Source organism: Oleiphilus messinensis (assembly GCF_002162375.1).
Lineage (GTDB): Bacteria > Pseudomonadota > Gammaproteobacteria > Pseudomonadales > Oleiphilaceae > Oleiphilus > Oleiphilus messinensis.
This window is the reverse complement of record NZ_CP021425.1, coordinates 1,592,126-1,618,290: the sequence shown is the minus strand read 5'-3', so window position 1 is coordinate 1,618,290 and position 26,165 is coordinate 1,592,126. Positions and strand designations below refer to the sequence as shown.

Sequence of the window (26,165 nt, the reverse complement as noted above, 5' to 3'; positions counted from 1 at the left end):
TTCAGCCGATCCGTTTCAACGCGGAAGGGGCAATGCCTTTATGGCGCTTGAAGGCGCGGGAGAAACTGCTTTCATTGGTAAACCCGGCCAGATGGGCAACCTGGCTTATGTTTTTTCGGGTATTCAGCAACAAAACTTCCGCAAACTCGATTCGCTCATCCTGAACAAGAGAGCTATAACTCGTACCCTCTTGTTGCAAGTGCCGACTCAACGTCCGGCTTGAACTGCCCATTTCGAATGCAACATCGTCTACGCTGAAGATTTTTCCGGCTCGAATGAGCTGCCGGATGATCTGTCGCGTTTCCTGGGTGTAAACCATGCTGTGCTGAATTTCGCGAATCTGCGCTTCCAATTGCGCCTCGAATATTTGCATGGTGGTTTTATTTGCCGTCAGCAACGCGGCCCCGAGATTACGTTTATCCACGACGATTTTGTCACAAGGCTGACTAAAGAAAACCCGCTCAGGATCAGCGACTGTCTCATATCCCTGCGAGCTGAATTGCATTGGGTGAGCGAAATAAAGATCAAACAGGGCCAGCTCCGGTTTTATGAACTGGCAGATACTGTTGAACGCTCCCAATAACGTTTCAGTCAGGAGCGTCTGCACGCTGCCAAAGTCCGCAAGGGATTTAATCACAACGTGAACCTGCTCACCAATTGCTTCTGCATGAATATCATATGCCGGCATCACGACAGGATAAAAGCGCAAGGCCGCTTGCATGGCGCAGTCCAGCGTCGGTGAGGTCAAGATAACAATCCCCAGAATCCCGTGGGCGGTAAGCGGAACATGTTCCAGAATTTGCACCGAAACAGGCTTGTCCGGGTCAGCAACCTCCTGACAAATCTCCAATAGCTGCTTGAATTGCTCGCCGTTGAGCACCCCTTTACGGGTATCCAGGTTCGACCAGTCGAGACCACAGCGGGACAGCATGGTTTGTGCGTCCGCGCCACGTTGACGCAGCATTGACTCAACAATTTCAACGTACTGCATGGGAAAGTGCAGTGCCTTTAATTCAGTTTTCGGGTCTGTTGACATTACACCATTAGCCTTTTTAAACCAGAACATCCCTCAATCCTGTCCTGCACAGCATAGCATTGGCCGCTTAAGTCAAACAAATCAGGATAGGATTGATCAAAGAAAACAAAAAACGCCACCGACTCGACTCTCGGCGAAACTGTATAGAGAAATCATATGAGCATTTTTGGAAACATACTCTCCTTGTTGTTTGATAGCAAGCAGACCAAAACCCCTGTCACCACCCGCCAGTTGAAAGCGCAGAAAAACAAAGCAACATGGGACAAAATGGCGGCCAACCCCGTAACCACACAAACTGAAGTGATCGTTGAGGATATTCAAAATGAAACGGATTCCATCAGGACACTCTTTTTAACGCCCTCTTTAGCCCCCTCTGACACGGCCCAAAAACCGGTTTCACAGCACTTCCACCCGGGACAATTCATAACCTGTGAATTTGAGGTTAACGGAAAAAAACTGAAGCGGGCCTACTCAATTACCAGTGCAGAACAGGAAACAAACACAAACGGTAAGCTGCAAATCAGCGTAAAAAAAGAAATAAACGGCGTTGTTTCCAATTATATTCATGATGACTTGCAAGTGGGCGATCGTTTCCTGATTCAGGGTCCAAGCGGTGACTTTGTACTGCCTGACTCAGCAGAGCGAATTGTTATGATTGCGGGTGGCGTCGGTATCACCCCCTTTATCAGCCAACTTCGCTCGCAGCCCGAGAACACTGAATCCCCTGGCCCGGAGATATTGTTGGTCTACTGCTGCGAGACACCGGAAGACACTGCCTTCCGCAATGAGTTGAATCGCATGGCACGCTCGAATGCCAGATTGACCGTAAAATACATTTATAACCATGGTCAGGATGCAAAACGACTTTCTCCGGAAAAGCTACGTTTAATCCTGGATGACTGGTGCTCAGACCCTATCCAGCTGGAACAGAACAGCACGCGCTTTTTACTTTGCGGGCCCGCCGGATTGATGGAAATGGCTCAAGAGTCACTTTCCCAACAGCAGGTCATCACAGAGCGTGGTATTCCACCTGAAAATATCCTGCGGGAAGCATTTTTTACCGCGGGACAACAAAACCACGAACGCCCCCAGTCAGAACAGCCAATTCACTTTCGCCGTACTAACAAGACCGTTACCGCCCTGCCGGGACAGAGCATTCTGGACGCTGCACTGCAAGGTGGGCTCGAAATGCAATATAGCTGTCAGGTCGGTGGCTGCGGACATTGCAAAATCAAAGTACACAAAGGCGACGTTTACAGTGACGAGCCTAACTGCCTGAGCAGCAATGAGCTCAATGCAGGGTATCGACTGGCATGCCTGAGCTACGCCGCCAGCCCACTGGAAATTGATGCGTAGTGCTCGCAAACGTATTTGAAATTACAAAAAAGACTGACACCACGAGAGAAACGATAACCATGATTTTAGACAAAATGCTGGAAGGTGTACCTTCCCATGCGCGCAATAAAGTAGAAGAAACCCTGGACAACGTATCCGTTATGATGCAGGTAAAAAACCCGAAGGTTGCCCGCTCCATGGCGCCATCCGCGGTTCGGGGATTGTTCCTGAAACAGGGCAAACGTTCTGAGTCGGTGAAAATGCAAGCCAATCATCAAACGCATTTTGATTTGACCTATGCGATGGACTTTCCCGAAATGCAGGAACTCTACCGCAGAGCGGTCGAGAATCAGTGGGACGGTAACAAGGATCTGGACTGGTCAACGCACGTCGACCCCATGAACCCCGAGATTCCCATTATCAATCCTGATTTTATGCCCTTTGATGGCCTAGGGGACTATGGCATCAAGTTGAATAAAAAGGAACAGGCCACAGCAAATTATAGTCTGGTAACCTGGATGCTGAGTCAGTTTATGCATGGTGAACAGGGCGCCCTGTACGCTTCAGCACAGGTCACAGAGAGTGTAGGCTGGATGGATGGGAAATTTTACGGCGCAACACAGGTTATGGATGAGGGCCGACACCTCGAAGTGTTTCTGCGCTATCTCGATACCAAGCTGGAAAAAACCTACCAGATCAACGATAACCTTTTCGTCATTATCGATGACCTGATGACCGATTCACGCTGGGATATAAAATTCCTCGGCATGCAAATTATGGTTGAAGGACTCGCACTGGGTGCCTTCAGTACGTTGCATAACAATACGCAGGAACCTTTGCTGAGAAACCTGCTGAAATATGTGATTCAGGACGAAGCCCGTCACGTTCACTACGGCGTGTTGGCGCTAAAAGAGCACTTCAGTACCGGCATAACCGATGCCGAACGGCGGGAACGGGAAGACTGGGCATTCGAAGTTGCATTGTTGATGCGCAACCGGTTTATGGGCCATGAAGTATATGAAGAACAGTTTGAAGGATTGATGACACGGCGGCAATGGAATAAATTCATTCTGGAATCGCCTGCTATGCAGCGCTTCCGCCAACAAATGTTCAAACGCCTGATACCGAATCTGGATTACATCGGATTACTCTCGCCCCGGATGCAGCGACACTATGAACAAGCCGGGCTCTGGAGTTTCAAAGATGGTAAAAATGCCAGCCAGTTAACAGAAAACGATTTACTGATAGATTTACAGTAACCGGCACAATTTTACCAAAAACAGGTTAATGCCGATGCAGCTCATAACGACCCGACCCGAATTGAAACACCCCAACATTGAACAGTTCAGCGTAAATGGTCGCCGTTATTCTGTCATTGTTGAAGGCGATGGGCCTTTAGTTGTGTGTCTACACGGCTTTCCGGATAACTTCCATTCATTCCGGTGGCAAATTCCTGCACTGGTAGACGCAGGTTATCGCGTCGCCTGTCCGATGCTGCCCGGTTATGAGCGCGATAGCGCTTTGCCGGGCAATCACTATGACATGGAAACTGTCAGCCACGAGTTAACCCGAATGATTAGTGTTTTACGGAAAAGCCTGTGCACAAGCAAACAGAATCATGTCCATTTGGTCGGTCACGACTGGGGGGCAATCAGCGGACTGGCGGCGATTACCAAACGCCCGGATCTGTTTGCAAGCTTCACTTCAATCACGATCCCCTACAACCTGTCGCTATTTGGTATCTTACGCCATGCGCCAAGCTACCTCCCGTACTCGTGGTATATCCAGTATTTTCAGGTTCCATTCCTTCCAGAACGAACGGTTCCGTTACGTAACTGGGCCTTTATTGAAATGCTGATCAAACGGTGGAGTCCCGGCTGGGCGATGCCCCAGGACAATCTGGACAGCATCAAAGAGACATTGAATCAGCCCAATGTGCTGAAATCGGCACTGGCATATTATCGCGCACTATACGGTATTAGTGACCGAGAACAGCGAGCCCGAAGGCTGTTGAATCAACGCATAAAAGTGCCCACGCTATTCCTGCGTGGTGAATCTGATGGCTGCATTCATTCCAGCCTCTGGAATGTGCTGGATGACAAAACCTTTGTTCCCCCCTACGAAATCCAGAGTATCTCCGGTGGACACTTTCTGCATCAGGAGAACCCTGAAGCCACAAACCACTATCTTCTCACTTGGTTACAACGACATACCTGTCGAACACTTCAGACCAACACCGCACCCGCATTCACCTTGCACACCGATTCCCTGGTAAATAGATAATCTGATGTAGATAGCGAGCCAGCCCTTATAACGCTACAATCCATATTGATTCAAGCCGGTATTGGCAAACGCTGGTATCCGCTTGAGACCTTCAACATCTAATTCGTGGATTGAACACCTGGAATGAACAACCCTGGCTTGCTCCTTCAAGCGCTTTGGCAACACGCAGTAAATTTATATCACTTTCCTCTCTTCTCGATCGGTGAATCAGCGGTCACCCCGGGAAGTATCATCTGGGTTCTAATTATTGTCGGCTTTGCCGCTTTCCTTTCGGCCCGCTTTCGTAAACTTCTCGCGCGCGTCGCCGAAGGACGAAGAACGGTCTCTGAAGCATCGCTCTTTGCGATTGGCCGGATTGTTCACTATATCATTATGGTGGCAGCAGTTCTGATAGGGTTCTCTACACTCGGTATCGACCTGTCAAAACTCGCATTGGTTGCGGGTGCGCTGAGTGTGGGTATCGGCTTCGGCTTACAATCGATTTTCAATAATTTTATCTCCGGCATTATCCTGCTGTTTGAGCGCCCACTAAAAGTTGGCGACTTGATTGAACTGGAGTCCGGTGTACGGGGCAGAATAAAGTCAATTAATGTTCGCAGCACTCAGATCACAACCTGGGACAACATCGACATCCTGGTTCCCAACTCCGAATTCATCAGTGGCCGAGTCACTAACTACACCTTTATTGATGACCTGCGCCGGTTGCATATTCCATTTGGTGTCGCCTACGGCTCAGAGAAAGAGACGGTGAAAAAAGCCGCCATTGAAGCCGCACTGCGAGTTCCCTTCACACTCACAGAAGGGGATCGAGCACCGGATGTCTGGCTGGTCAACTTTGGTGCGAGTAGTCTGGATTTCGAACTCATCGTCTGGATTCGGGGTAACCAATTGCCGAAACGCGGCAGTACCACCGCCTACTATCTTTGGGAAATCGAAACGTCGCTGAAGGAGCACGGTATCGAAATCCCATTCCCACAGCAGGATCTTCACGTGCGTTCAATTGACGATGAGGTCGTAAATGCCATCAAAGGTGACAAGGTATGAATACACAAGGACTGATTTACGGATATTGGTTATCAGGGCCAGATAAAGGTGGCGAGATCAATGTACCTGACCTGGACGAAACTCTACAGTCAAAGGAAAACCACTGGCTGCACTTTGACTACACCAACGAACAGGCCCGTGACTGGATTACCAACCACAGCGGCCTGGATACCGTTGTGGTGGAGGCGCTGTTATGCGATGAAACCCGGCCCAGAGCAAGCACGCTGAACAATGGTGTGCTGATGGCCCTTCGAGGGGTGAACCTGACCCCAGGATCAAACCCTGAAGACATGGTTGCGATCCGGGTATGGATTGACGCGCACCGTGTGATCAGTACACGGAGACGATCCCTGCTTTCAGCAAAAGATCTCGCGAGCAACATTGCCAATCAAGAAGGCCCGGAAACCCCGGGGGAATTTATCGCGGTATTAACCGACCGCCTGATCGCACGCATGCAGGAAACCATTCAGGAAACAGAGGATCGGGTTGCAGTCATCGAAGAGGAGGTCATTACGGCTGAATCCTACGCCCTGCGGAGCGAAATTGCGGATTTGCGTCGTCAAGCCATCTCACTAAGGCGCTACCTCGCCCCACAACGAGATGCAATGATTCAGCTTCAGAGCGAAAAAATACCATTGTTCAGCGGAGACGATCGACTACGCTTGCGGGAAACGACCGATCACCTGATTCGCTACATTGAAGACCTGGACTCCGTCCGGGATCGCGCCGCTGTTACGCAGGAAGAACTGGTTAATCGGCTGACAGAGCAGTTGAATAACCGGATGTACATGCTTTCGATTATCGCTGCGATTTTCCTGCCATTGGGCTTTCTTACCGGGTTGCTGGGAATCAACGTGGGCGGCATTCCGGGGGCAGATAACCCCTATGCGTTTACAATTTTTATCATAATGATGACCGCTGTGGTAGCCCTGCAAATCTGGGTATTTAAAGCCCGCCGCTGGTTTTAGAAATCCGGCACAGACACAGGCGTTACATCGCCTGTGTCAATTTAACCTGAACACAGCTCTCGCAATCCAATCGCTTCCAGCAAAGCCTTGCCCGCATCACGAATCTGTTGCGTGGAGTCCAGTTGTCGCGCCTCGGATAGAAATTGCTCCGCAACAGGCAACGAGATAGAGCGAATCAGCCACTTCACTTTAGGAAGCTTGGCCGAACTCATACTCAAAGACCGCACCCCCATACCTAGTAACAAGAGTACAGCCACCGGATCCGCTGCCATCTCACCACAAATGCTCAAAGGAATTCCGGCCTCGCGAGCGGATTGCACTGCACGCTCAATCTCGCAGATCACAGCAGGGTGCACATGATCATATCGATTTGCCACACGCGCATTATTACGATCCAGCGCCAGAAGATACTGACTTAAATCATTGGAGCCAACCGAAACAAAGTCAATTTTATCCCGCCAGAATCTAAGCTGGGAGATTGCTGCTGGCACCTCAACCATGACACCGAGTTTGGGGTAAATGAGCTCCAGGCCTTCCTCCTGTAACTCGGCACATGCATCGTCCAATAGTCTCCGAAACGTCTCCACTTCCGCTGTCGAACTCACCATAGGCAACAAAATATGCAAATTCTCCTGCCCTCTGGCCGCACGAATAATGGCACGAACCTGAGTCATCAACAGCTGAACGTTATCCAGCGTAAAGCGAATGCCACGCCATCCCAAGGCAGGGTTTTCTTCACCATGAATCGGGAAATAGGGCAACTGCTTGTCACCGCCGACATCGAGAACCCGGACATAAACCGGTTTGCCTTCATAGGCATCAAAAACCTTGCCATAGACCTGCACTTGTTCGTCTTCGGTCGGGAAACTATCACGAACAATAAACGGTATCTCGGTACGATACAGACCCACGCCTTCAGCGCCGTTACGAATGCCAGGGGTAATATCTGCCAATAAGCCGGTATTCGCCAGTAACCTAACCTGAATGCCATCTTGAGTTTTGGCCGGCACATTACGCAATTCATCAAGCTTGTGCTGAAATGACAAAGCCTGGGTAACAAGTTGATTAAACTCATGAAGCACAGTGTCATTCGGATGCAGAATTACCTGCCCTTCATTACCATCGACGATAATCTCTTCACCCGACTTCAAGCCTTTCAGACTGCCTACCCCCATTACAGCAGGAATACCCATCGCATTGGCCAGAACGGCAGTATGGGACAATTTGGCCCCTTCAAAACACACAACTCCAGCCAGTGAACCCGCGGGAAAACTTGCCATATCCGAAACACTGATTTGTGGTCCGACCAGCACCACCGGGTGCTCATCGGATAACGCCATTTGTTCAACCGGATTCACACCTCGCCAGACATTAAACAACTTGTTCCCCAAATGCTGAATATCTTCATGGCGTGCTTTCAGGTAGGGATCGTCCATCGCTCTGAATAGCTCTGCAAAATAATGGATACTCATACGCAGGGCTGCCGGCAACCAATGCCCCGCCCTGATTTCCATAACCACTTTGTCAGTCAATGATTGATCCGCGAGCAGCATTTGGTACGCTTCAAAAATACCCGTAACACTTTCAGAAAGCTCCACCCCCAAAGCAGCCTGTTCTTCCTTGACCTCTTCCTTTACGGCGGCCAGCAAGCTGTGCCATTGTGCCACGCTGCCTTCAATATCTTCACAGGTTGCATCCGGGACATCATTCAATCCCCCGTGATGACACAGTTGAACCTGGCCAATGCCGATACCCGGCGAGCCTTTCACCCCCACGATACGTTGATTCACGTTGGATATCAGTGTCATCAACGGGGAAATATCTGCAACAATAAAAGCCAGCTGGGAAGCCAGAGTGACCAGAAAGGCTTCACTCTCATCATTGATTTTTTCAGGTCGGCGGCTCTGTACGACTAACACGCCAATTACTTCGCCAAAACGAACCAATGGTACACCACAAAAACTGCTGAAACGCTCTTCCAGCGTCTCTGCTATGTAGTAGAAGTCAGGGTGCCCTGCGGCATCAGCAACATTCAGCGGGTGACGACTGGTGGCGACACGTCCGACCAGACCTTTACCCGCGGGCACACGAATGGGATGAGAGGAGGCCAGGCCATGGGTCGCCAATAAAATCATATCGCCATCATCTGCCATCCGATACAAACTGCACACATCGACACCAATCACATGACTGATCGAGTCGACAATACGGCGCACCTGCTCAGAGGGTGACTCCACTAACGCGACTTCCTGGACTATTCGCGTCAGCTCCAATATGACTTTGTTCATAACCGACTTCTCAACTTTAATTAGAATTTCCCCGGGGATCAGGGCCTGTTGACGCTTCATAATATGAAGCGTCAACAGGCCCCAGGAAAGTTACAGCAAAATTCTTGCCGAAATAAGTCACTGCAGCACACTTTTCGCCCCAGCACCGCGGTCAATTCGACTTATTGATGGCTGATTCCGGCCAAATCTGTCAACACATCCAGAAAAGCTGCTACGGACGCCAGGGGGGCCGACTCCGCCATGGTATGATAACCCGAGGACGGTATCTGCAATGTTGTACCATCAACCAAACCGTTCGAGGCCGATATAATTCGACCCATTTCCGTCGAACCAAGGGAGGTTGGCTCTTCTCCACGGGCCAGTAATTGTGCGTTTTGCGCCTCAACATATTCATCCTTGAATTGCACGGATATGTTTTTTTGAATACAGACCTGATGCAGCTTCTCGGTCAATGCTTCATTAAAGGCGGCATTAGCATCCTTGTGACGCAACACCAGCTTCTGCTCACTTGCCACCTCAAATGTTGGATAAGGACTGGTATCCACCACAATCAGCTGGTTGGTAGAACCACCAAAGCGTCGAAACCACTCCAGCAGGTAACGCCAGCTTTTTCCGGCTTCTTCCTGCGCAGTGAAAAACGCGGTACCACTGAACCCCAACTCGAAAAGAAACACCAGTGCGGCTGCCGTCAGAACATTATCAAGCTGCCCGATCAAAGCTTCATTCGTCACTTTCAGTTTATCCGAAAATGCCACGGGCGTCCCGGCAACCAAATGCTCCATTCCATTCAATTCAAAGATCAGGTTGTTACGAAACTCACAAATATAAGCCCGATTGATCGTTCCCCGGCCACGATATGCCCCAGACCAGGGTTCATAGGCATAAACCGTCTCCGAAGCAAAACGATCTACTATTTTTTTCATCAACTGTTCACTGACCGAGTTACCCAGTAGATCAGAGCGAGCCCCGGATACAAAAGCGGCGTACTGGAATTCATTGGGACCGGTACAGATCAGACCGTGACGATCAATATGTGCTGAGAGATGCAGGCTGTGAGGTCGATTGCCCTGTGCTACCAACACGCCTTCATACCATGTCACTTTAGCGCCACGCTCCTCGAGTTCGCGCTGCAGCACACGGTAAAAAGAGTGTTCCGCGCCGACCACCGAAGGGCTGCGAACCAGCGCTGCCAGCAAATCCAGAAAAGCACCCGGCAACCTTACCGGATCGGCATTTGCATCAGGTGCACTGCTGTGGTTTTGGGAGGTTCTATGGTTATGGGAAAATTGTTCGGCCAGCTCGATGCCGGTGGAGGCTTTATTCATCTTGGGTCAGTCCTGTTTATTGAAAATACAGCAGGGCAATGCTTGCCACATCAGGAACTGACGGTCTGGGCGCCCCAACTGGGGGTGAATTTATGTGCTTAATAGCATGCTTTTCAGACTAACACAAGATGGACCAATTAATACCGGCCAGTGCCGAGTTAATAAGGCGGCAATCATTCAGGATTCATGCAGAGGAACAACATTGCTGCCTTCGGTACGCTCTTTTTTCGCCGATTCCGTGTCCGGTACTGCCGTCAATGGCACTGATCGAACCAGATCAACTTCCTGCAAGCGTCTTTCATACGCCGTTTTTAATTCCTCGAATACCAAGGGGTAGCGGGCATGAAAAGCAGCATAATCTGCCCAAAATCGATTTTCATCAAAACGCACGAAATCGATACTCGAATACAAGGCCAGATTATGCAACCAATTTGCAACCGCGCCCTTTTCCTGTATAGAACGTAACTTCCCGTACCAAGAAAGTGGATTCAGATCCCGAAGGGATCGAAACAGGTGTTCCAGTGCACGAATTTCCAAAAAACCGCGATACAGTAAATAGCGGTAGGCTTCCTTTTTACTATTACGCATCAGTCTCTATCCTTCTGATTTACGGTGTATAATCCCGTCACTTTTACAACTGAAACCGGTGAACGGAGTAGCAGGCTAACACTCCGGATTATATCGCCGCATTTTAGGTAAAGCCTACCAAAAACATCATCAGAATAGAGACTTACAGGTTACTTTTTCAGCTACAGGTCTACCGGGCGCCAAAACAGCGTTTCGAAATGAGCTTCGGGTCCACCATCGCGACGACTTGAAATATGAAAACTGATCGGGGTCTGCAATTTCTGCAAATCGCCCTGTTTCACTTCCAACGCCCCGGTAATGGTTCGCATTTCGCCAGGTGACAAGGTTAACCGGCTAGGGCCATGCCATCGTCCTTCGACCCCCGAAATGGAAATATCCATCTCTTCCGACAGCTTCTGCTTGTTAATGACACGGAGTGCGAAATTATTTTCGACATCACCAACTCCCGTTACCTGATAAAGCGCACCGCGATCACGATGAACTTCCAGTTCAACCAAGGGGCGGTTCATTAATATTACCAGAAAGCAGAAGATTGCAACCATCAACGATCCCCCATAACCCAGCGCCCTCCAGTTTTTACCGGAAGCCACCAACGGTGCCTGAAACTGTCGCTCGGAGGCATAGCGGATCAGCCCTTTAGGCTGCTCCAGTTTTTCCATAATCTCGTCACAGGCATCAATACAAAGCGCGCAACCGATACATTCGTATTGAAGCCCATCACGAATATCAATACCGGTTGGACAAACTTGTACGCAAACACGGCAGTCAACACAATCCCCTTTCATAACCCCCGCCATTTCCGGATTCGGGTCATTCTTGAGTGCCCGATATTTACCCCGGGGCTCCCCCCGCAAGGCATCATAACCAATGACCAGCGTATCTTCGTTGAACATCACAGACTGGAATCGCGCATAGGGACACATATAAAGACAGACCTGCTCCCTCAGCCAGCCGGCATTTATATAGGTTGCCACGGTGAAAAACAGGATCCAGAACAGAGCCCATCCTGAGGACAATGAAAATGTGAAGAGGTCACGGGCTAGTTCCGGGGCTGGATAAAAGTAGCCCACAAACGAAAACCCGGTTGCAAATGCCAGCACAAGCCAACTCAGGTGTTTTAATACTTTGCGCAATGCCTTGTTACCCGAAAGGGGTGACTTATCCAACCGGATCCTCTGCTGGCGGCTTCCTTCAATACGCTCTTCGAGCCACATGAACATAAACGTCCAAACTGTCTGCGGACAGCTATAGCCACACCAGACACGACCAAAAAGTGCGGTAATGAAGAACAAACCAAAGGCACAGATAATCAAGGCAAAACCCAGCAACGCAAAATCCTGCGGCCAAAACACGGTACCGAACAAGGTAAATTTACGGTTGGGTAAATCGAAATGAATAAGCGGGCTGCCCTCAACCTGAATCCAACACAGCCCGAAATACGAAAGCAGCAAGACGGACAAACTCCAGGAACGTATGCGCTGATAGACGCCCTTCACTTCTCTTACATATATTTTTTTGCGCGACTCAAACCAGGGGCCGTTGTGGGTCCCTCGACGCGGTGCGCCATCATTTTCAATCTGGGTAACAGGAATCTGAGACATCAGGCGAGCCCTCCTCGGTATCTTAGGGAATCTTGTTCACGATAACGCTGCTGATAACGTCCGGGGTCGGGTGCATGCTGCATGACCTGCAATGCATAGTCGACATCACTTTCATCCGGTACTTGAAAGGAATCAAACCCACAGCGGATCAAACTTGGAAACTGGTCTGGCAGGAGAGACCCCGTCGCACGCAGTTCACCTCGAAAAGACATTTGATCCCGTAACACTGGCGCAAGGGAAAATAGCCGGCCATCCGAACAATCAACAACCTCAACAACCAACAAAGGCTGAGCGAGCATAGCACCGGTTAACCAGGAAAGGGGCGTATCCAGTGTGAGCAGAATGCCAGGGTCCAGAGTCTTCGAGAAATGACAGTTCTCAGCCAATCGAATGAGAGGCCGCAAGTCACTGTAGACCTGCCCTGTTTTACTAATTACGACCATAGACTCGCTCCTTAAAAGCAGAAATGCCCAAACGATCAAATACATCTGAAAAGCACTCATCCGCGTTTCGATGCTGCACGTAAAATTGCACAATCAGCTCCACCACAGAGGGGATCTGTTCTCTGGAAAAAGCCGGCCCCAGAATTGAGCCAATCCGGCAAGGATGCGCACGCTTTCCCCCCAGGCTGACCTGATAAAATTGCTCGCCTTTTTTATCGACCCCCAAAACACCGATGTCTGCCAGATGATGGTGAGCGCACGCATTCACGCACCCGGAAATATTCAGAGTGAAGTCACCAACATCATGAAGGTAATCAAGATCATCGAAACGGCGTTGAATGGCTGACGACACAGAGATGGATTCCGCATTGGCCAGGTTGCAATAATCAAGACCCGGGCAACAAATCACGTCCGACACGGTTCCCCCGTTCGGATGGGCCAGTTCCAGGTCAGCCAATTCCCGCCACAATGGATAGAGGTCCAGCACGGGCACGTCTGCAAGTATCAGATTTTGTCTTGGTGTCGTACGAACCTCACCAAAGGAATAACGTTCAGATAGCTCGGCAATCGAGAGTAACTCGTTATCTGTGATATCTCCGGGCGCCATGCCCGGTCGTTTTAAGGGGATGAGAACGGCGCGATAACCAGGCACACGGTGACCCAAAGTATTCCGCTCCACCCAACGCCGAAAATGGGTATCCGCGTCACAGTGCAGCGTCAACTGAGCTTCAGGCACGTGGTCAAATTTTCGATATTCGGGGAATGGGAAAAAACTCTGGGCAAAGGCAATGTCATCTGCACTCAAGCGCTGCCCACTCGCACGAACCCGCACAAACTCGGCATTGACCTGCGCCCGGAAAGCCTCGATACCCAGCGCTTTTACCAAAATTTTCAGGCGAGCTTTATACTTGTTGTCACGCCGACCAAACCGGTTATAAACTCGTAGAATGGCGTGCAGATAATCCAGCAGGTCTGCTGCCGGGAGCTGATCCTTGAGGTGTTTTCCCACCATGGGCGTACGCCCTAACCCACCACCAACAAACACCGTGAACGACCAGCCCTGGCGCCCTTGTTTTTGAATCTGCAAACCAATATCGTGAACTTCGGTCATTGCCCGATCGGTCAATCCGCCCGATACTGCAATTTTGAATTTACGGGGGAGAAAAGCAAACTCCGGATGACCGGTAGACCACTGCCGTATTATTTCGCAAAATGGTCGGGGATCTGCAATCTCGTCCACAGCCACCCCCGCAAGTGGGTCAGCTGTAACATTACGAATACAATTACCACTGGTTTGGGTCGAGTGTAATTCCGATTCGGATAAATCCGTCAATACGTTTGGAATATCAGACAGCCCGATCCAGTTAAACTGAACATTCTGGCGGGTCGAAATATGGCAATATCCTTTGTCGTAGTTTTTCGCGACACCGGCCAGGCAACGAAGCTGATCAGCCCTGAGCATGCCGTAAGGTACGGCAACCCTGAGCATGGGTGCATGACGTTGCAAATAAAGTCCATTCTGCAGACGCAGCGGCCGATATTGCTCGTCCGTCATACCACCACCAAGGTGCCTTTCAGTTTGTAATTGAAATAAGGCCAGTCTGGCGCTGAGTTGGGCGTGATCCTCTGCTGAGTATTTGTACATACAGTCCTTCTTCTATGGAATCAGAAATAATAATTCCTATAGAGCAAAGGCCATACCAGCACAATAATAGAATATATCTTATTGTTTTATATAGACTTAGTAGAAACCAAAAAACTAAAACACAAACTATACTCGATATTTGGGCACGATATATCGCGCAACTCACGATATTTCGTGTCTCGCTGATTCACGCTCTGACAATATCCAGTTTCTTCATTCTGGAGCGGAGCGTACTGGGTGGCATACCCAACATTTCCGCTGCACCGAGCTTCCCGGCGATAATCCAGTTCGTGTGTTCCAGAGCGCGAATGATATGCTGGCGCTCAACTTCCACCAAAGTGAGGAGTGTAACGGGAGCCGTATTTTCGGGAATGTCACCGTCAGTGGGAAAACTATCGAGCGCAGCAGTCTTGACTTGGGCTTCTGAATCACTGTTTACGGCCAAGCCTGGAAGCGAGGTAACATCAAGTTCCGGGGGAGAACCCACGATTGCAGCGCGCTCGATGACATTTTGCAGTTCCCGGATATTACCGGGCCAGTGATAGGTCTTGAAACGCTTGAGCGTCGCGTTTGAGATAGCGGTAAACTTTTTACCGATTTTCTGGTTCAAGCGACGCAGAGTGTGTTCTGCCAATAGCGGAATATCTTCCTGCCGTTGGCGCAAGCTGGGCACCTGAATGGGGAATACGCTTAATCGATAGTAGAGATCACTTCGAAACTCTCCACGCTCGATCATACCTTGTATTGGCCGGTTCGTTGCTGCGATGATCCGGACATCAACCTGTCGAGTGGCACTGCTGCCAACGCGCTCAAACTCCCCTTCCTGTAAAACCCTGAGCAGTTTGACCTGGATGTCCAATGGCAACTCTCCCACCTCATCCAGAAACAGAGTTCCACCATGCGCCAACTCAAACCGGCCCAAACGCTTTTGCAGTGCGCCAGTGAACGCACCTTTTTCATGACCAAACAATTCACTCTCAACAAGACTGGGCGTAATCGCGCCACAATTCACTTTTACCAGAGGGCGATCTTTACGATCACTGGCATCATGGATCGCTCGCGCAATCAACTCCTTTCCCGTACCACTCTCCCCCTGGATAAGCACCGACGCCAATGTTGGGGCGACATGTTCGATTTGACTCAAAATGTGCTTGAGACTCGGGCTTTGGCCGATCAGGTTAGAAAAATTATACTCCTCGCGAATTTCGTCCATCAGATAGCGGTTTTCCGCCTGTAATTGCTCCTTCAGTTGCTCAACCTGCTGCAATGCCAATTGCAATCGCTGTTCTGATTCCCGTCGTTCGGAAATATCCTTGAAGACAATAACCGCACCAATAATTCTTCCGGCCCGGACAATCGCCGTGCTGATATACTCAACGGGAAAGCGCGTACCGTCTTTGCGCCAAAAAACTTCATGATCAACGTGACGGCCAATACCATCCTGTAAGGTTTGATAAATCGGACATTCACGACTGGGATAGGGTGATCCATCAACTTTGGTGTGATGGTGAAAATCATGGACAACCTTGCCCAGTAAATCCTGAGCTGGCCAGCCAGTCATATCCTCGGCAGCTTTATTAACAAAAGTTGTTAGACCCCGCTCATTCAAGCCATACACACCCTCGCCCATAGCCTGTAAGATGAGTTCATAGCGCTGCTTGAGGTGCTCCAAATCCTGATCCGCGTCAGCGGCTAACGTTATCTTTGTCAAAAGATCCAATCGCTCCTGTACAAATACTCTGATCCGCACATTATTCGTCTACAGATTCCAAAAACACGGGACAGCTTGTTAACTCTTAACCGGTCGCTTCGCCAACTTCCGCTGCAGCGTGCGACGGTGCATATTCAAGGCCCGCGCCGTGGCGGAAATATTCCCTTCATGTTCGTGAAGTACTTTTTGAATATGCTCCCACTCTACCCGGTTCACCGACGCTGGCTGGTGCTGAATTTCAACTTCGCTATTACCGCACGTCAACGTAAATGCTTTTAAAATATCATCCACTGTCGCAGGTTTGGCAAGATAGTGGACTGCACCCAGTTTCACGGCCTCCACCGCAGTGGTCACACTGGCATACCCGGTCAGCATGACAATCGCCAAGTTCGGTTTCAATCCTCGCAGGCGCTCAATTAGTTGCAATCCAGAGGCATCCGGTAACTTAAGGTCAACTAAAGCGAAATCGATTTTGTTCTGGCTTGCAATCACTATGGCCTGCTCCACGTTTCCAGCAGTGGCTATATTAAAACCGCGCTTCTGCATGGCTCGACAAAGCACTGATCGCAGGACATCATCATCGTCCACAACCAGCATCGTGCCCTGCAATCCGCCATCTACAGACCCGGTAACGTTGCAGTTTTTTGCCGTTGAATCACCAACACCGGGATTCACATCTACTTCTATCACTAACCAAACTACCTCGTACTGATTGCTGAAATAGGCAAAATAATTGAGACAATCGCGCCACCGCCTTCACGGTCATTGCAAACCACCTGACCACCCAGTTGTTCGATTGTGGCATTGACCAACATCAATCCTACCCCCATCCCCTGAGCTTTGGAAGTCGTGCCGACCTCTCTTGACTGAGCCAGCAATTCCGGGGTCAAACCGGGCCCACGATCCAGTATGTGCAACACAATCCGGGATGGAGTCCAGTCCAGCTGAAGCTCGATCGGTGCATCAGATACATCTGCAGCGTTATTCAACAGGTTGAAGATTGCATGAATCAATGTCACGTCCATGACCACATCAGGACCAGCCTCAATCGATTGAGGCGAATAAGCCAGCCGGGCCGAGGGACGCATCAAGCGCCAACGCTCCACTAACCAATCGACATGTGCCGTCAGAGGCTTTAGTTCGCCCTTTTCCGCCCGCACTGCGCGTGCCGAGTTGGTCATTCTTTGCAGTATCTCTTTGCAAATCTGTACTTGGGAAGCAATGATAGCCAGATCCTGCCGAACCTCATCCGGCAGGTTTTCCCGCTCCAGCTCGGAAGCGACGATAGCAATCGTAGATAACGGCGTCCCCAACTCATGGGCAGCACCACCTGCCAGCGTTGCCAGCCCGATCAATTGCTCGTTACGGAGGTTTTTTTCCCGCGCTAGCGCCAATCGTTCTGCGCTGCTGCGCAGCGATCCCGCCATACGCACGACAAAATAGGCAATAATTACAGCGCTGATCAAAAAAGTTAACCACATCCCCATGACATGCAGAGAGAAATCACTCATATGGGCACTGTGAATATGGGGCAGTGGCTGGAAGTACCGAGTCAATAGACTGTAGCAACAAATCGTTAGTGCACATAATAACCAGGTATGCCAGGCTTTCAATGTCGCCGCAGCAATGGCCAGAGGTACGAGATACAACCCGACCAATGGATTTGTCCAGCCTCCTGACAAATACAACAACAGCGTAAGCACAGTCACATCCAGCGCCAGATTTACAGCAACTTCTTTATTCGATGCAACTAACTGTTTCCCTCGAGTACGCCACCAGCCATGCAATACAACCGCTAAATGAAGCGCAAAAATGCCCCATAAGAACTGGAACGGCAATTGAATTTCCAGCCCCCACTGAGCGGTTGCAATGGCCCCCCCCCAGAGCACCAGCAAGACAATCCGCAACCACACCAGGTGCAGCGCATAACGCTGATCATCATGACCCTGTCTGAGTAGGCGATTGATTTCAATTTTGTTGATATTCATGATGTGGATTACGCTGCCATGCACTGGGTTTCAGTTTCGTGAAGATACAGATTATTGTCAGTAATTTTTACACAAAAACGAGAAATCAGAAACCGCTCTGTTCAAGATCAAATGGTAACTTAATAATATTAAAACAATAGAACCATCATTGGTTCGATATTTGCTTTATTCCGCGATCTGGCGTTTTCGGACATCGAATTCAACATTTGAAATACACCAAACCTCCAGAACATAAACAAGATTATAAGCAGACCAGGACACTTGAAAACTACAGGAGTACCACTCATGAAACTCAAGTCAATTTCCAGCGCCGCCATATCTACAGCACTTTTACTCGGCAGCCTGAACGCGAATGCAACCCCTGTTGAATATTTTGGAGAAGATCTCTCCCCAGGTGCCAGCATTCCAGTAAGTGGAGACTCTGAAGCAGCACGCAATGCATTTCTTTCTCAACTCACAGGCGTGGGAATTGAAGATTTCGAAGCGATCCCTGCTGGCTCTACTGCACCTCTTAACCTTACTTTTCCGGGATCAAGCAGCTCGATCACGGCAACATTGAACGGTACCGGCGGTGTGTGCAGCACCAGCTCGGGCACAGTGGGGGGGATTGGCTGTGGCAATGGTCGCTTCCCGACCTCCGGTGATCAGTACTACCACACCTCAAGCGCAGGTTTTGAAATAGAGTTCAGTACAGGCATTTCAGCTTTCGGATTTTATGGCACCGATATCGGCGATTTTAACGGTCAGCTGACTGCGACAACTGCAGGCGGTGCTGTAGAGGTTTTCAATATCGCACACACACAGAATGCTCCGAATGGTTCATTGTTGTTCTGGGGTTTTATTGACAAAGAAACCAGCTACACCACCTTGACCTTCAGCAACACAGGATCTTCCAATGATATTTTCGGTTTTGATGACCTGATCATCGGAGACATTGGTCAAATTGTTGCAGTTCCTGAACCCGCTGGCTTAGCATTGCTGGGTGCAGGTTTACTGGGCTTCGGACTCTCCAGAAAACGCAAATCTGCATAATTACGAACACCTGTATGCAGTGGGGTGAGTCATCGGCTCCCCCTTCCCCCCCCCAAAAAACCAGGCACGTAAATTTACCTGCGCAGTGCGGCATTTTGTCGCAGCAACTCTACGAATAGCAGGTTGGTGGGCATAATAGCACCCAACCAATTTGAGAGGAAAGCGATATGCAACGGGATACGAGCATGGTTAATCGAGCCTGCCAGCTATTACCTTTAGCATCACTGCCATTGCTGATAACCGCATGCGGTGGAGGTGACTCAGACAATGGTAACATGAACGCGCAACAGGAACATCGAGTTGCCATTCAATTTACAGCGCAGGCAAATGGCACCGAAATCGATTGTGATACCCTGCTCACGGGACTCGGCTTGGCTGGAACAGATGCCAATTTGAAAGATTTCCGCTTTTACGTTCATGATATCGAATTGCTTACCACATCAGGCGATGCCATTGGCCTCACGCTCGACAGCAATCCATGGCAACAAACCGACAAGGGCATAGCCTTGCTCGACTTTCAGAACCGGGCGGATGGCTGCGGTGGTGATGTCAAAGAGACACATAAACAAGTGAGCGGCACAATTGTTCGCGCCTCCATGGACGATATTCAAGGCCTGCGTTTCAAGCTGGGCTTACCCACTCACCTTAATCATCAAGATCAGGCTGGCGCCACCTCTCCCCTGAATATCTCCAGCCTGTTCTGGAGCTGGCAGACAGGTTACAAGTTCATGCGCCTGGACGTTGCCCCCATCGGCGGTGTCATTCGTCCGACTGACCCGGCCTTTTCCAGCACCACATACAATTTCCATCTCGGCAGCACCAACTGTACGGGATCTCCACAACTGAACGAAGACGTCAACTGCGAAAAATCAAATCGACCACAAATTGAGCTGTTCAACTTCGACCCCCGTTCCAATAAACTCATGCTGGACTATGGCACCTTGGTCGCCCAAGCCAATCTCGGCGCAGACGGTGGCGGTCCGGCGGGGTGCATGTCGGGTACGAGTGACCCGGAATGCGGTTCAATCTTCACAGCTTTGGGACTTGATCTCGAAACAGGAGAGGTCGTTTCTGATCCGGTTCAAACCATTTTTACGGTGGAATAAACTCGAGTTCCCGAAATGCTTTATTCCCGATTGATTTTTGCTCTGCTTGGCACAGTATTGTTAACCGCTTGTAGCGGGGGCAGTAAAACAAGCTTTGATGCACCCGAAGTGTCTTCTACGGGCTATCCATGGCCAGTCCCGAGCAATATACCGCTCCCGATTGAACCGGAAGACAACCCCATGAGCGAGGAAAAATTTCAACTGGGTCGGCATCTATTCTATGACAACCGGCTTTCCGGGAACGGCTCCCAATCCTGTGCCAGCTGCCATCATCAGGACAAAGCCTTTACCGATGGCCTGACAGTGTCAGTGGGCTCGACCGGGCAGAAGCTGGCCCGTAACGCGCAAAGCCTGATCAATGTCGCCTACAACGCAACGTTGACTTGGGCTAATCCATCCCTCAGCACACTTGAGCAACAAGCCATCATCCCTATTTTCGGGGAAGACCCGGTCGAACAAGGCATTAACGATGAAAACCGCGAACGTATTCTTGCCGAATTCGCTGCAGACTCTGATTATCAGAAACTGTTTCAGGCCGCATTTCCCACCCAAGCCGATCCCGTTTCCTACGCCAATATCGTTAAGGGTATTGCCAGTTTTGTCAGGGGAATTATTACTTTCAACAGCCCTGCAGACCGGTTCGAGCGCGGTGATGCCAGCGCATTAACCCCGGCAGCCCAGCGCGGCCGCACACTGTTTTTCAGTGAATCACTCGAGTGCTTCCACTGCCATGGCGGCTACAATTTTAGTGACTCCACGCTGGATAGTGCCACAACGTTTGTTGAACGTCCTTTTCATAATACAGGCCTGTTTAATATCAATGGCACCGGTGATTTCCCGGAAGATAATACCGGTATTTTCGAAATTACGGGTGACCCCGGCGATATGGGAAAATTCAGAGCCGTATCGCTCCGCAATATTGCGGACACCGCCCCTTACATGCACGACGGCAGCATCAACACCCTGGACGATGTTATTGATTTTTATGCCGCGGGAGGTCGTGTTATCGAAACAGGAGCACTAGCTGGTGACGGACGTTTAAATCCCTTCAAGGATGGTTTTGTCAGTGGCTTTCAAATTACACAAGGGGAAAAAGCAGATTTAATTGCTTTCTTGCAGAGCCTGTCTGATCCGGAAATCAAGCGCTCTCCACGCTTTGCGAACCCGCATACATCAACTCAGCCCCAATAGTGCGTTAATCACGTACACAGGCAAACGGTTCAACACAGAGACGGCTCGCGACAATAAGGATGAGAAGATGACCATCACCATGCCCCCAAAAAGGCTCAGCAAACTTGCCCTTCAGGTGTTAGCCTGCACCAGTTGCGCGCTGCTTGCACAATCCGCTCAAAGCCATACTGATTCATCACCGGCCACGAGCTCAACGAAAGCATCAACGCATCAACCCCAAACTACAGTTAATGGGGCGCTGCAAGTTACTTATCGTACCGACGACAGCACCAGCCAGAACCTCTGGCAAATTCCAGGTATTCTCTTGGGAGGCGAAGCCCATGGCTATGAACGAGGACCTGCCCTTGATTCAGCGAACCTGACAATCCGACACGTTCATGACAACGGCCTGTATGGCGTAATCGAAATCGGAAGCCATAGCCATGACGGAGAAGCAGAAGTCGAGTTCGAAGAAGTTTTGGTCGGCTATCACCTTCCCCTTCCTGAGCAAAACGCAACAGCGGTATTCGAAGCCGGGCACCTCAATGCCCGTTTTTCTCCATTCAATCATCAACATGCCAACGAAAAAGCAAGTAGTGAAGACCATCTCGCATACGCTGCATTTTTTGGTGGGCATTTTACGGATAATGGCTTAAGAGCCCATCTTACACACGACAGTGGCTGGACTTTAGGTATTGAAGCCTGGCAGGGCAATGAATATCCCGGTGATGGTACGCATGCCGCCGTAGACGGATACGTTCACTATGAACTAAATCAAGATAAGTGGAAGACAAACGCCGGAATCTGGGCATTTCAAACACAGAGTGAGGTACGAACAGATCAGCGCCAAACAGGACATAGTCACGGAACACCCGCTAAAACTGACACATCCTCGGTTCAATACGGTGGCGATTCAGTTGTGTTCGGAGCGTTCGCACAACTGGACTGGAATTTTGCGGAAGATTGGCACTGGCAGACCGAAGCGGAATGGTTGGCGTATTCGGAAAGGGGTGATATCCGTGACGAGAGCCGACTGGCCGGACTTAAAGGTGACTACACTGCAGGCCGGATTTACTCCGCACTTCGCTATAACAAACAGCAAATTGGCGTGCAATACGAACGCCTGTCACTGAAAAACCACCTGTCGGGCTCGGCAGGCCCCTTAATCGCGGCATCAGCGGGATTGCTCAATCCGGGCCAGGATCCCGAAAAAACTACAATCAGTTACAACTGGTTCGCACATCAGAACCTGCTGGTACGGTTGGAGTGGATCTATAACCGGACAGAATTGCAAAGTAATCCTTACGCCGCACTGGGGTTAGTCTGGCACTCCCGGCTGTATTAGGCTAAGTTCTGGAAGGAAAGCTGGCGATCGCCTCACACTACGAAAACAAAGCCCCGACACTTTCGCCAGTGTGAATTCGTTTGATTGCCTCAGCCAGAAGCGGCGCAACGGAAATCTGGTGAATTTTGGCCAACCTTTTGTCTTCCGGTACGGCAACGGTGTTGGTCACCACAATGGTTTCGATGTCAGCAGCGGAAAGATTCTTCACCGCGGCGCCGCACAATACTGGGTGGATAGCCCCGGCATGAATTGACCTTACGCCCGCTTTTGCCAGCGTGTTCACGGTCGAAATCAAGGTTCCACCGGTTGAAATTTCATCTTCGAAAATTACCGCATCACGGCCTTTTACATCACCGACAACGTGACCCTGCTTCACCTCGGTATCACTCACCCGACGCTTGTCGATAATCGCCATGGGAATATTCAGGCGTTCGGAAAAGCGACCCGCCCGCTTGGCTCCTCCGGCATCCGTGGCAACCGCAACCATATCACCAAGATCATAGTGGCGGCTAAAGTGATCAGAGATCAGCGGAATTGCCGTCAAATGATCAACCGGAATGCCAAAAAAGCCATGGACCTGATCAGAATGCAAATCCATCGTCAACACCCTGTTGGCACCCGAGGTCTGCAGCAAATCAGCAATCAGGCGCCCAGTAATGGATATTCTGGGGGCGTCCTTTTTATCCGAGCGAGCATAGGAATAATACGGAATCACCGCGGTGATGCGTCGCGCAGACGCACTGCGTAAAGCATCAATCGCGATCATGAGTTCCATAATATGATCACTAACAGGCTCAGTGAATGGCTGCACGATAAAGACATCCCGTTCCCGTACATTCTCCTGAATCTGAACAAACAGGTTATCATTGGAAAATCGGGAAATCTCCAGTGGGCTCAACGGTTGGCCAAGATGCTGGCATATCTCCAACGCCAATTGTTGATTCGCGTTACCACTGAATACCCGTAAGCCGCTTACCATTTTCCTGTTTCCTATCTCGAAGTCTGACAGTGCTCTGCAATAGAGTTCATCGTAGCAAAGAGCGACGCAAAATTACCAGTTTTTCATCAAAATCACAGAGATGAGTCCAAACTGTTGCCCTTCGGCCTACTCTACCCGGTCGTAGTAAACCCACATATTTTCAGGAATCCCCTGCACTGAGGATTCTTGCTCCAAAAACAACAAACCATTGTCCAGATAAATGCCTGTGACCTAAATCCTGCAATCTATATGTCTGAATCGATTCGATACGACTATAGCGACATTTAGTGTCGATGGATCACCATTTTGCACACCATGCAACTGAAACAAGCGTAATTCACTTGATTGGACTGTTTAAATTATAATCATCTCTATCGTCAACCGGAGCAACAGGCCAAAGTCTGCCTGACTCCAAATCTGGAATTTGCTTAGTCGAAGAATTTAAGTATAGGTATTTTGGTCAATGAATAAACGACAGCTTTAACCAGTCAGCCCACGGAGTTGGGTGAAGATGGTTGCTCGGAACGTTGACCTTAAGCTGATTCCCACCACGCAAGAGTTGTCCAGCAGTACGTACCAGAAAAGTTCGGATAGTTTGAATTTCCCATCGTTTCAATTCGTCATTATCGCTCAGTAGTGCCATCCAGCGTACCGTGTTATACGCCAGCACAGCGCATTGGAAAATTAATGAGCTGGCCATGAAATCATGGCTCTTGATTTGCGCCAGCCCCATTTGGTTCTTAGCTTCATCCAACCAGGTTTCACAAGTTGCGCGCTTTCCGTATGTCGTGTGTGCTTGCCAAGGAGACAACCGCTCTGTGGTTACGTAGCAGAAGTAGTCGTAAACGGGCTCATTCAGCAAGGCTTGTTGAGGGCCTTTGGTGATGAGAGCAGTTTTACGCCGCACAGCAACAAAGCGACGTGACCGCTCCCATTGACCGCATTGATGGAAAAAGTCACACTGTTCCCAATCGGTATGACCCGGTACTCGTTGCCAAGCTTGCTTGTCCAACAAAGCGGCAAGGCCTTTGAGTTTCACTTTAATCAGGTAACCATGGCGAGCCTGATCCAGCCAGTCCATGAGCTCTCCAACAAAGAATCCTGAATCACCTCGGAATAGCAGCCGCATTTTGGGTGGCATCTGCGCAGAAAGTTGCTGCATGAAGCCTACAATGCCGTTGCTGGTGTAGGTGCTGCCACTGCGCAACCATGCTTGCAAAATTTCTTTGGTGTGGCTGCAAAAGGCAACCAGTGGATGATAAGAATTAGAGCCTTTTTTCGTTGGGTTGTAGCCTTTTTCAGCACCTTCCTGTTGACCGTAAACGGTTTTGACAGTCGAGTCCACATCAATCCAGCCTCGATAGAGGGTTCCGGGCAACCAAGTACCGGACTTCAATGCTCTATGCCAAATTCCCTGACGCAAGGTGTGATTAATCTGTTCGAGCTGGGTGACATGCTTGAGCTTTCCACGACGGAAAATACGACCCAATGTACTGTCATCTGGAATCGATAGCCACCCCCCCACTTCACGCAGCACCTGATCTGCCCACACAGAAACCACCTTCCTGAGCGAAGTGGCACCGGCGATGATGCCGATAATCGTTAGGTAGATTGAGTCGCCCAAGCTGTAACGAGCCGTGTTGCCGCGTTGCAAATCAAGATGCTTCTGGCAAGCCTCGGTAAAACCGATGTGATCGAGGAAATGCATGGCAGGGATAATGCCAGCTTGACTAGTCAGCTTTTTTCCGGTGTGTTGATAGCGAATTTTTGCGGCTGGTTTTTTGGCACTTTTATGGGTATTCTTGATCATGAAAAAGGTGACTCTGATGTGCTTGGTTGTTTGATGATAACCAATTGAATCAAATCGCCTTTTTCTTTTCAAGTACAATGTTGTTTGCAGAATTTAGGTGTGAATTGATCTGCATAGAAGTGACCGCCCGATTCACAGGCATGCTGGTAATGTTCCGTTGTCGACTGGCCGTTTCCGGACAGGTAATGACGATTGATATTGACGATCTTCCCCTGCTGTCTCACATCAATTAACAGTGTCGCACCGCCGATCTCGGTCATGTAGGTACGTCCCTTTTCGGGTGATGGCTTAAAAAGACTGAAGGGCTGGATATTTTTACCCCGAAGCACCCAATCCGGGAGCGGTGGTAGAAATTGCTCATTAGCTGAACAGGTTTTCGAGGGGAGCGCCAACGCATGCTGCGCGACACCGATAAAAATCAGGCCCAGAACGAACCCCGTATGACTTGCTTTCCTTTTCATTGTGCAC

The 26,165-nt window shown here is 49.9% G+C and carries 22 protein-coding genes; 9 read left to right on the top strand and 13 right to left on the bottom strand.

Going from position 1 to position 26,165, the window contains the following annotated elements:
- Position 1: 1 nt before the first annotated feature.
- Positions 2 to 1,066: a helix-turn-helix domain-containing protein gene (locus OLMES_RS07015; protein WP_087460605.1), complete on the bottom strand. Its 1,065-nt coding sequence runs from the start codon at positions 1,064 to 1,066 to the stop codon at positions 2 to 4.
- 126 nt (positions 1,067 to 1,192) lie between these two features.
- Here OLMES_RS07015 and OLMES_RS07010 point away from each other — a divergent pair, with 126 nt between their 5' ends.
- The 5 genes from OLMES_RS07010 (at position 1,193) to OLMES_RS06990 (ending at position 6,666) form a co-directional block, all read left to right on the top strand.
- Positions 1,193 to 2,392, top strand: coding sequence for a 2Fe-2S iron-sulfur cluster-binding protein (locus OLMES_RS07010; protein ID WP_087460604.1), 1,200 nt, complete (start codon positions 1,193 to 1,195; stop codon positions 2,390 to 2,392).
- A gap of 59 nt (positions 2,393 to 2,451) precedes the next feature.
- Positions 2,452 to 3,630, top strand: coding sequence for a ferritin-like domain-containing protein (locus OLMES_RS07005; protein WP_198343249.1), 1,179 nt, complete (start codon positions 2,452 to 2,454; stop codon positions 3,628 to 3,630).
- 34 nt (positions 3,631 to 3,664) lie between these two features.
- Positions 3,665 to 4,654: an alpha/beta fold hydrolase gene (locus OLMES_RS07000; RefSeq protein WP_157678202.1), complete on the top strand. Its 990-nt coding sequence runs from the start codon at positions 3,665 to 3,667 to the stop codon at positions 4,652 to 4,654.
- 123 nt (positions 4,655 to 4,777) lie between these two features.
- Complete coding sequence (locus tag OLMES_RS06995) at positions 4,778 to 5,698, top strand: mechanosensitive ion channel family protein (protein WP_087460602.1); 921 nt, start codon at positions 4,778 to 4,780, stop codon at positions 5,696 to 5,698.
- The gene (locus OLMES_RS06990) at positions 5,695 to 6,666 is read left to right on the top strand and encodes a zinc transporter ZntB (RefSeq protein ID WP_087460601.1); all 972 of its coding nucleotides are present in this window, start codon (positions 5,695 to 5,697) and stop codon (positions 6,664 to 6,666) included. Before OLMES_RS06995 ends, OLMES_RS06990 begins: the two co-directional genes overlap by 4 nt.
- 41 nt (positions 6,667 to 6,707) lie before the next feature.
- Here the strand turns inward: OLMES_RS06990 and ptsP are convergent, their stop codons facing one another.
- The 9 genes from ptsP to OLMES_RS06945 all read right to left on the bottom strand — a co-directional run bounded on the left by ptsP (position 6,708) and on the right by OLMES_RS06945 (position 18,255).
- A complete protein-coding gene (ptsP, locus tag OLMES_RS06985; protein WP_157678201.1) occupies positions 6,708 to 8,954 on the bottom strand; it encodes a phosphoenolpyruvate--protein phosphotransferase in 2,247 nt (748 codons plus the stop codon).
- Positions 8,955 to 9,115: 161 nt separating this feature from the next.
- Positions 9,116 to 10,279 (bottom strand): peptidase M42, encoded by a 1,164-nt coding sequence (locus tag OLMES_RS06980; protein WP_232465283.1) that lies wholly within the window; start codon positions 10,277 to 10,279, stop codon positions 9,116 to 9,118.
- 177 nt (positions 10,280 to 10,456) lie between these two features.
- Positions 10,457 to 10,867 carry a hypothetical protein gene (locus OLMES_RS06975; protein WP_087460599.1) on the bottom strand — a complete coding sequence of 137 codons (411 nt, stop codon included), beginning with the start codon at positions 10,865 to 10,867 and terminating at the stop codon, positions 10,457 to 10,459.
- 161 nt (positions 10,868 to 11,028) lie between these two features.
- A complete protein-coding gene (gene ccoG / locus OLMES_RS06970) occupies positions 11,029 to 12,468 on the bottom strand; it encodes a cytochrome c oxidase accessory protein CcoG (RefSeq protein ID WP_087460598.1) in 1,440 nt (479 codons plus the stop codon).
- A complete protein-coding gene (locus OLMES_RS06965) occupies positions 12,468 to 12,911 on the bottom strand; it encodes a DUF934 domain-containing protein (RefSeq protein WP_157678200.1) in 444 nt (147 codons plus the stop codon). The genes ccoG and OLMES_RS06965 overlap by 1 nt, the downstream gene beginning before the upstream one ends.
- On the bottom strand, positions 12,898 to 14,556 hold the full coding sequence (locus OLMES_RS06960; protein WP_087460596.1) for a nitrite/sulfite reductase: 1,659 nt from the start codon (positions 14,554 to 14,556) through the stop codon (positions 12,898 to 12,900). The genes OLMES_RS06965 and OLMES_RS06960 overlap by 14 nt, the downstream gene beginning before the upstream one ends.
- A 187-nt stretch (positions 14,557 to 14,743) precedes the next feature.
- The gene (locus OLMES_RS06955) at positions 14,744 to 16,267 is read right to left on the bottom strand and encodes a sigma-54 interaction domain-containing protein (RefSeq protein ID WP_232465282.1); all 1,524 of its coding nucleotides are present in this window, start codon (positions 16,265 to 16,267) and stop codon (positions 14,744 to 14,746) included.
- A 78-nt stretch (positions 16,268 to 16,345) separates the two neighbouring features.
- Positions 16,346 to 16,864, bottom strand: coding sequence for a response regulator transcription factor (locus tag OLMES_RS06950; RefSeq protein WP_087464366.1), 519 nt, complete (start codon positions 16,862 to 16,864; stop codon positions 16,346 to 16,348).
- Positions 16,865 to 16,965: 101 nt separating this feature from the next.
- On the bottom strand, positions 16,966 to 18,255 hold the full coding sequence (locus OLMES_RS06945) for a GerAB/ArcD/ProY family transporter (RefSeq protein ID WP_087460595.1): 1,290 nt from the start codon (positions 18,253 to 18,255) through the stop codon (positions 16,966 to 16,968).
- A gap of 285 nt (positions 18,256 to 18,540) precedes the next feature.
- Here OLMES_RS06945 and OLMES_RS06940 point away from each other — a divergent pair, with 285 nt between their 5' ends.
- From OLMES_RS06940 to OLMES_RS06925, 4 genes are all read left to right on the top strand, one after another.
- A complete protein-coding gene (locus tag OLMES_RS06940; protein WP_087460594.1) occupies positions 18,541 to 19,287 on the top strand; it encodes a PEP-CTERM sorting domain-containing protein in 747 nt (248 codons plus the stop codon).
- 167 nt (positions 19,288 to 19,454) lie between these two features.
- A complete protein-coding gene (locus OLMES_RS06935; protein WP_087460593.1) occupies positions 19,455 to 20,393 on the top strand; it encodes an MbnP family copper-binding protein in 939 nt (312 codons plus the stop codon).
- Positions 20,394 to 20,408: 15 nt separating this feature from the next.
- A complete protein-coding gene (locus tag OLMES_RS06930; RefSeq protein ID WP_087460592.1) occupies positions 20,409 to 21,584 on the top strand; it encodes a methanobactin export MATE transporter MbnM in 1,176 nt (391 codons plus the stop codon).
- A gap of 67 nt (positions 21,585 to 21,651) precedes the next feature.
- The gene (locus OLMES_RS06925; RefSeq protein ID WP_087460591.1) at positions 21,652 to 22,908 is read left to right on the top strand and encodes a hypothetical protein; all 1,257 of its coding nucleotides are present in this window, start codon (positions 21,652 to 21,654) and stop codon (positions 22,906 to 22,908) included.
- Positions 22,909 to 22,945: 37 nt separating this feature from the next.
- Here the strand turns inward: OLMES_RS06925 and OLMES_RS06920 are convergent, their stop codons facing one another.
- The 3 genes from OLMES_RS06920 to OLMES_RS06910 all read right to left on the bottom strand — a co-directional run bounded on the left by OLMES_RS06920 (position 22,946) and on the right by OLMES_RS06910 (position 26,158).
- Positions 22,946 to 23,887: a ribose-phosphate diphosphokinase gene (locus tag OLMES_RS06920; RefSeq protein WP_087460590.1), complete on the bottom strand. Its 942-nt coding sequence runs from the start codon at positions 23,885 to 23,887 to the stop codon at positions 22,946 to 22,948.
- 460 nt (positions 23,888 to 24,347) lie between these two features.
- Positions 24,348 to 25,697 (bottom strand): IS1380 family transposase, encoded by a 1,350-nt coding sequence (locus OLMES_RS06915; RefSeq protein ID WP_087459351.1) that lies wholly within the window; start codon positions 25,695 to 25,697, stop codon positions 24,348 to 24,350.
- 68 nt (positions 25,698 to 25,765) lie between these two features.
- The gene (locus OLMES_RS06910; RefSeq protein WP_087460589.1) at positions 25,766 to 26,158 is read right to left on the bottom strand and encodes a hypothetical protein; all 393 of its coding nucleotides are present in this window, start codon (positions 26,156 to 26,158) and stop codon (positions 25,766 to 25,768) included.
- Positions 26,159 to 26,165 lie beyond the last annotated feature (7 nt).

Bases quoted from the DNA above. Each gene is read 5' to 3' on its own strand.
- OLMES_RS07015 (WP_087460605.1), bottom strand. From the start codon at position 1,066: ATGTTCTGGTTTAAAAAGGCTAATGGTGTAATGTCAACAGACCCGAAA.
- OLMES_RS06940 (WP_087460594.1), top strand. From the start codon at position 18,541: ATGAAACTCAAGTCAATTTCCAGCGCCGCCATATCTACAGCACTTTTA.
- OLMES_RS07010 (WP_087460604.1), top strand. From the start codon at position 1,193: ATGAGCATTTTTGGAAACATACTCTCCTTGTTGTTTGATAGCAAGCAG.
- OLMES_RS06935 (WP_087460593.1), top strand. From the start codon at position 19,455: ATGCAACGGGATACGAGCATGGTTAATCGAGCCTGCCAGCTATTACCT.
- OLMES_RS06950 (WP_087464366.1), bottom strand. From the start codon at position 16,864: ATGCTGGTTGTGGACGATGATGATGTCCTGCGATCAGTGCTTTGTCGA.
- OLMES_RS06910 (WP_087460589.1), bottom strand. From the start codon at position 26,158: ATGAAAAGGAAAGCAAGTCATACGGGGTTCGTTCTGGGCCTGATTTTT.
- OLMES_RS07000 (WP_157678202.1), top strand. From the start codon at position 3,665: ATGCAGCTCATAACGACCCGACCCGAATTGAAACACCCCAACATTGAA.
- OLMES_RS06915 (WP_087459351.1), bottom strand. From the start codon at position 25,697: ATGATCAAGAATACCCATAAAAGTGCCAAAAAACCAGCCGCAAAAATT.
- OLMES_RS06925 (WP_087460591.1), top strand. From the start codon at position 21,652: ATGACCATCACCATGCCCCCAAAAAGGCTCAGCAAACTTGCCCTTCAG.
- OLMES_RS06995 (WP_087460602.1), top strand. From the start codon at position 4,778: ATGAACAACCCTGGCTTGCTCCTTCAAGCGCTTTGGCAACACGCAGTA.
- OLMES_RS07005 (WP_198343249.1), top strand. From the start codon at position 2,452: ATGATTTTAGACAAAATGCTGGAAGGTGTACCTTCCCATGCGCGCAAT.
- OLMES_RS06960 (WP_087460596.1), bottom strand. From the start codon at position 14,556: ATGTACAAATACTCAGCAGAGGATCACGCCCAACTCAGCGCCAGACTG.
- ccoG (WP_087460598.1), bottom strand. From the start codon at position 12,468: ATGTCTCAGATTCCTGTTACCCAGATTGAAAATGATGGCGCACCGCGT.
- OLMES_RS06965 (WP_157678200.1), bottom strand. From the start codon at position 12,911: ATGGTCGTAATTAGTAAAACAGGGCAGGTCTACAGTGACTTGCGGCCT.
- OLMES_RS06980 (WP_232465283.1), bottom strand. From the start codon at position 10,279: ATGAATAAAGCCTCCACCGGCATCGAGCTGGCCGAACAATTTTCCCAT.
- OLMES_RS06930 (WP_087460592.1), top strand. From the start codon at position 20,409: ATGCTTTATTCCCGATTGATTTTTGCTCTGCTTGGCACAGTATTGTTA.
- ptsP (WP_157678201.1), bottom strand. From the start codon at position 8,954: ATGAACAAAGTCATATTGGAGCTGACGCGAATAGTCCAGGAAGTCGCG.
- OLMES_RS06975 (WP_087460599.1), bottom strand. From the start codon at position 10,867: ATGCGTAATAGTAAAAAGGAAGCCTACCGCTATTTACTGTATCGCGGT.
- OLMES_RS06990 (WP_087460601.1), top strand. From the start codon at position 5,695: ATGAATACACAAGGACTGATTTACGGATATTGGTTATCAGGGCCAGAT.
- OLMES_RS06945 (WP_087460595.1), bottom strand. From the start codon at position 18,255: ATGAATATCAACAAAATTGAAATCAATCGCCTACTCAGACAGGGTCAT.
- OLMES_RS06920 (WP_087460590.1), bottom strand. From the start codon at position 23,887: ATGGTAAGCGGCTTACGGGTATTCAGTGGTAACGCGAATCAACAATTG.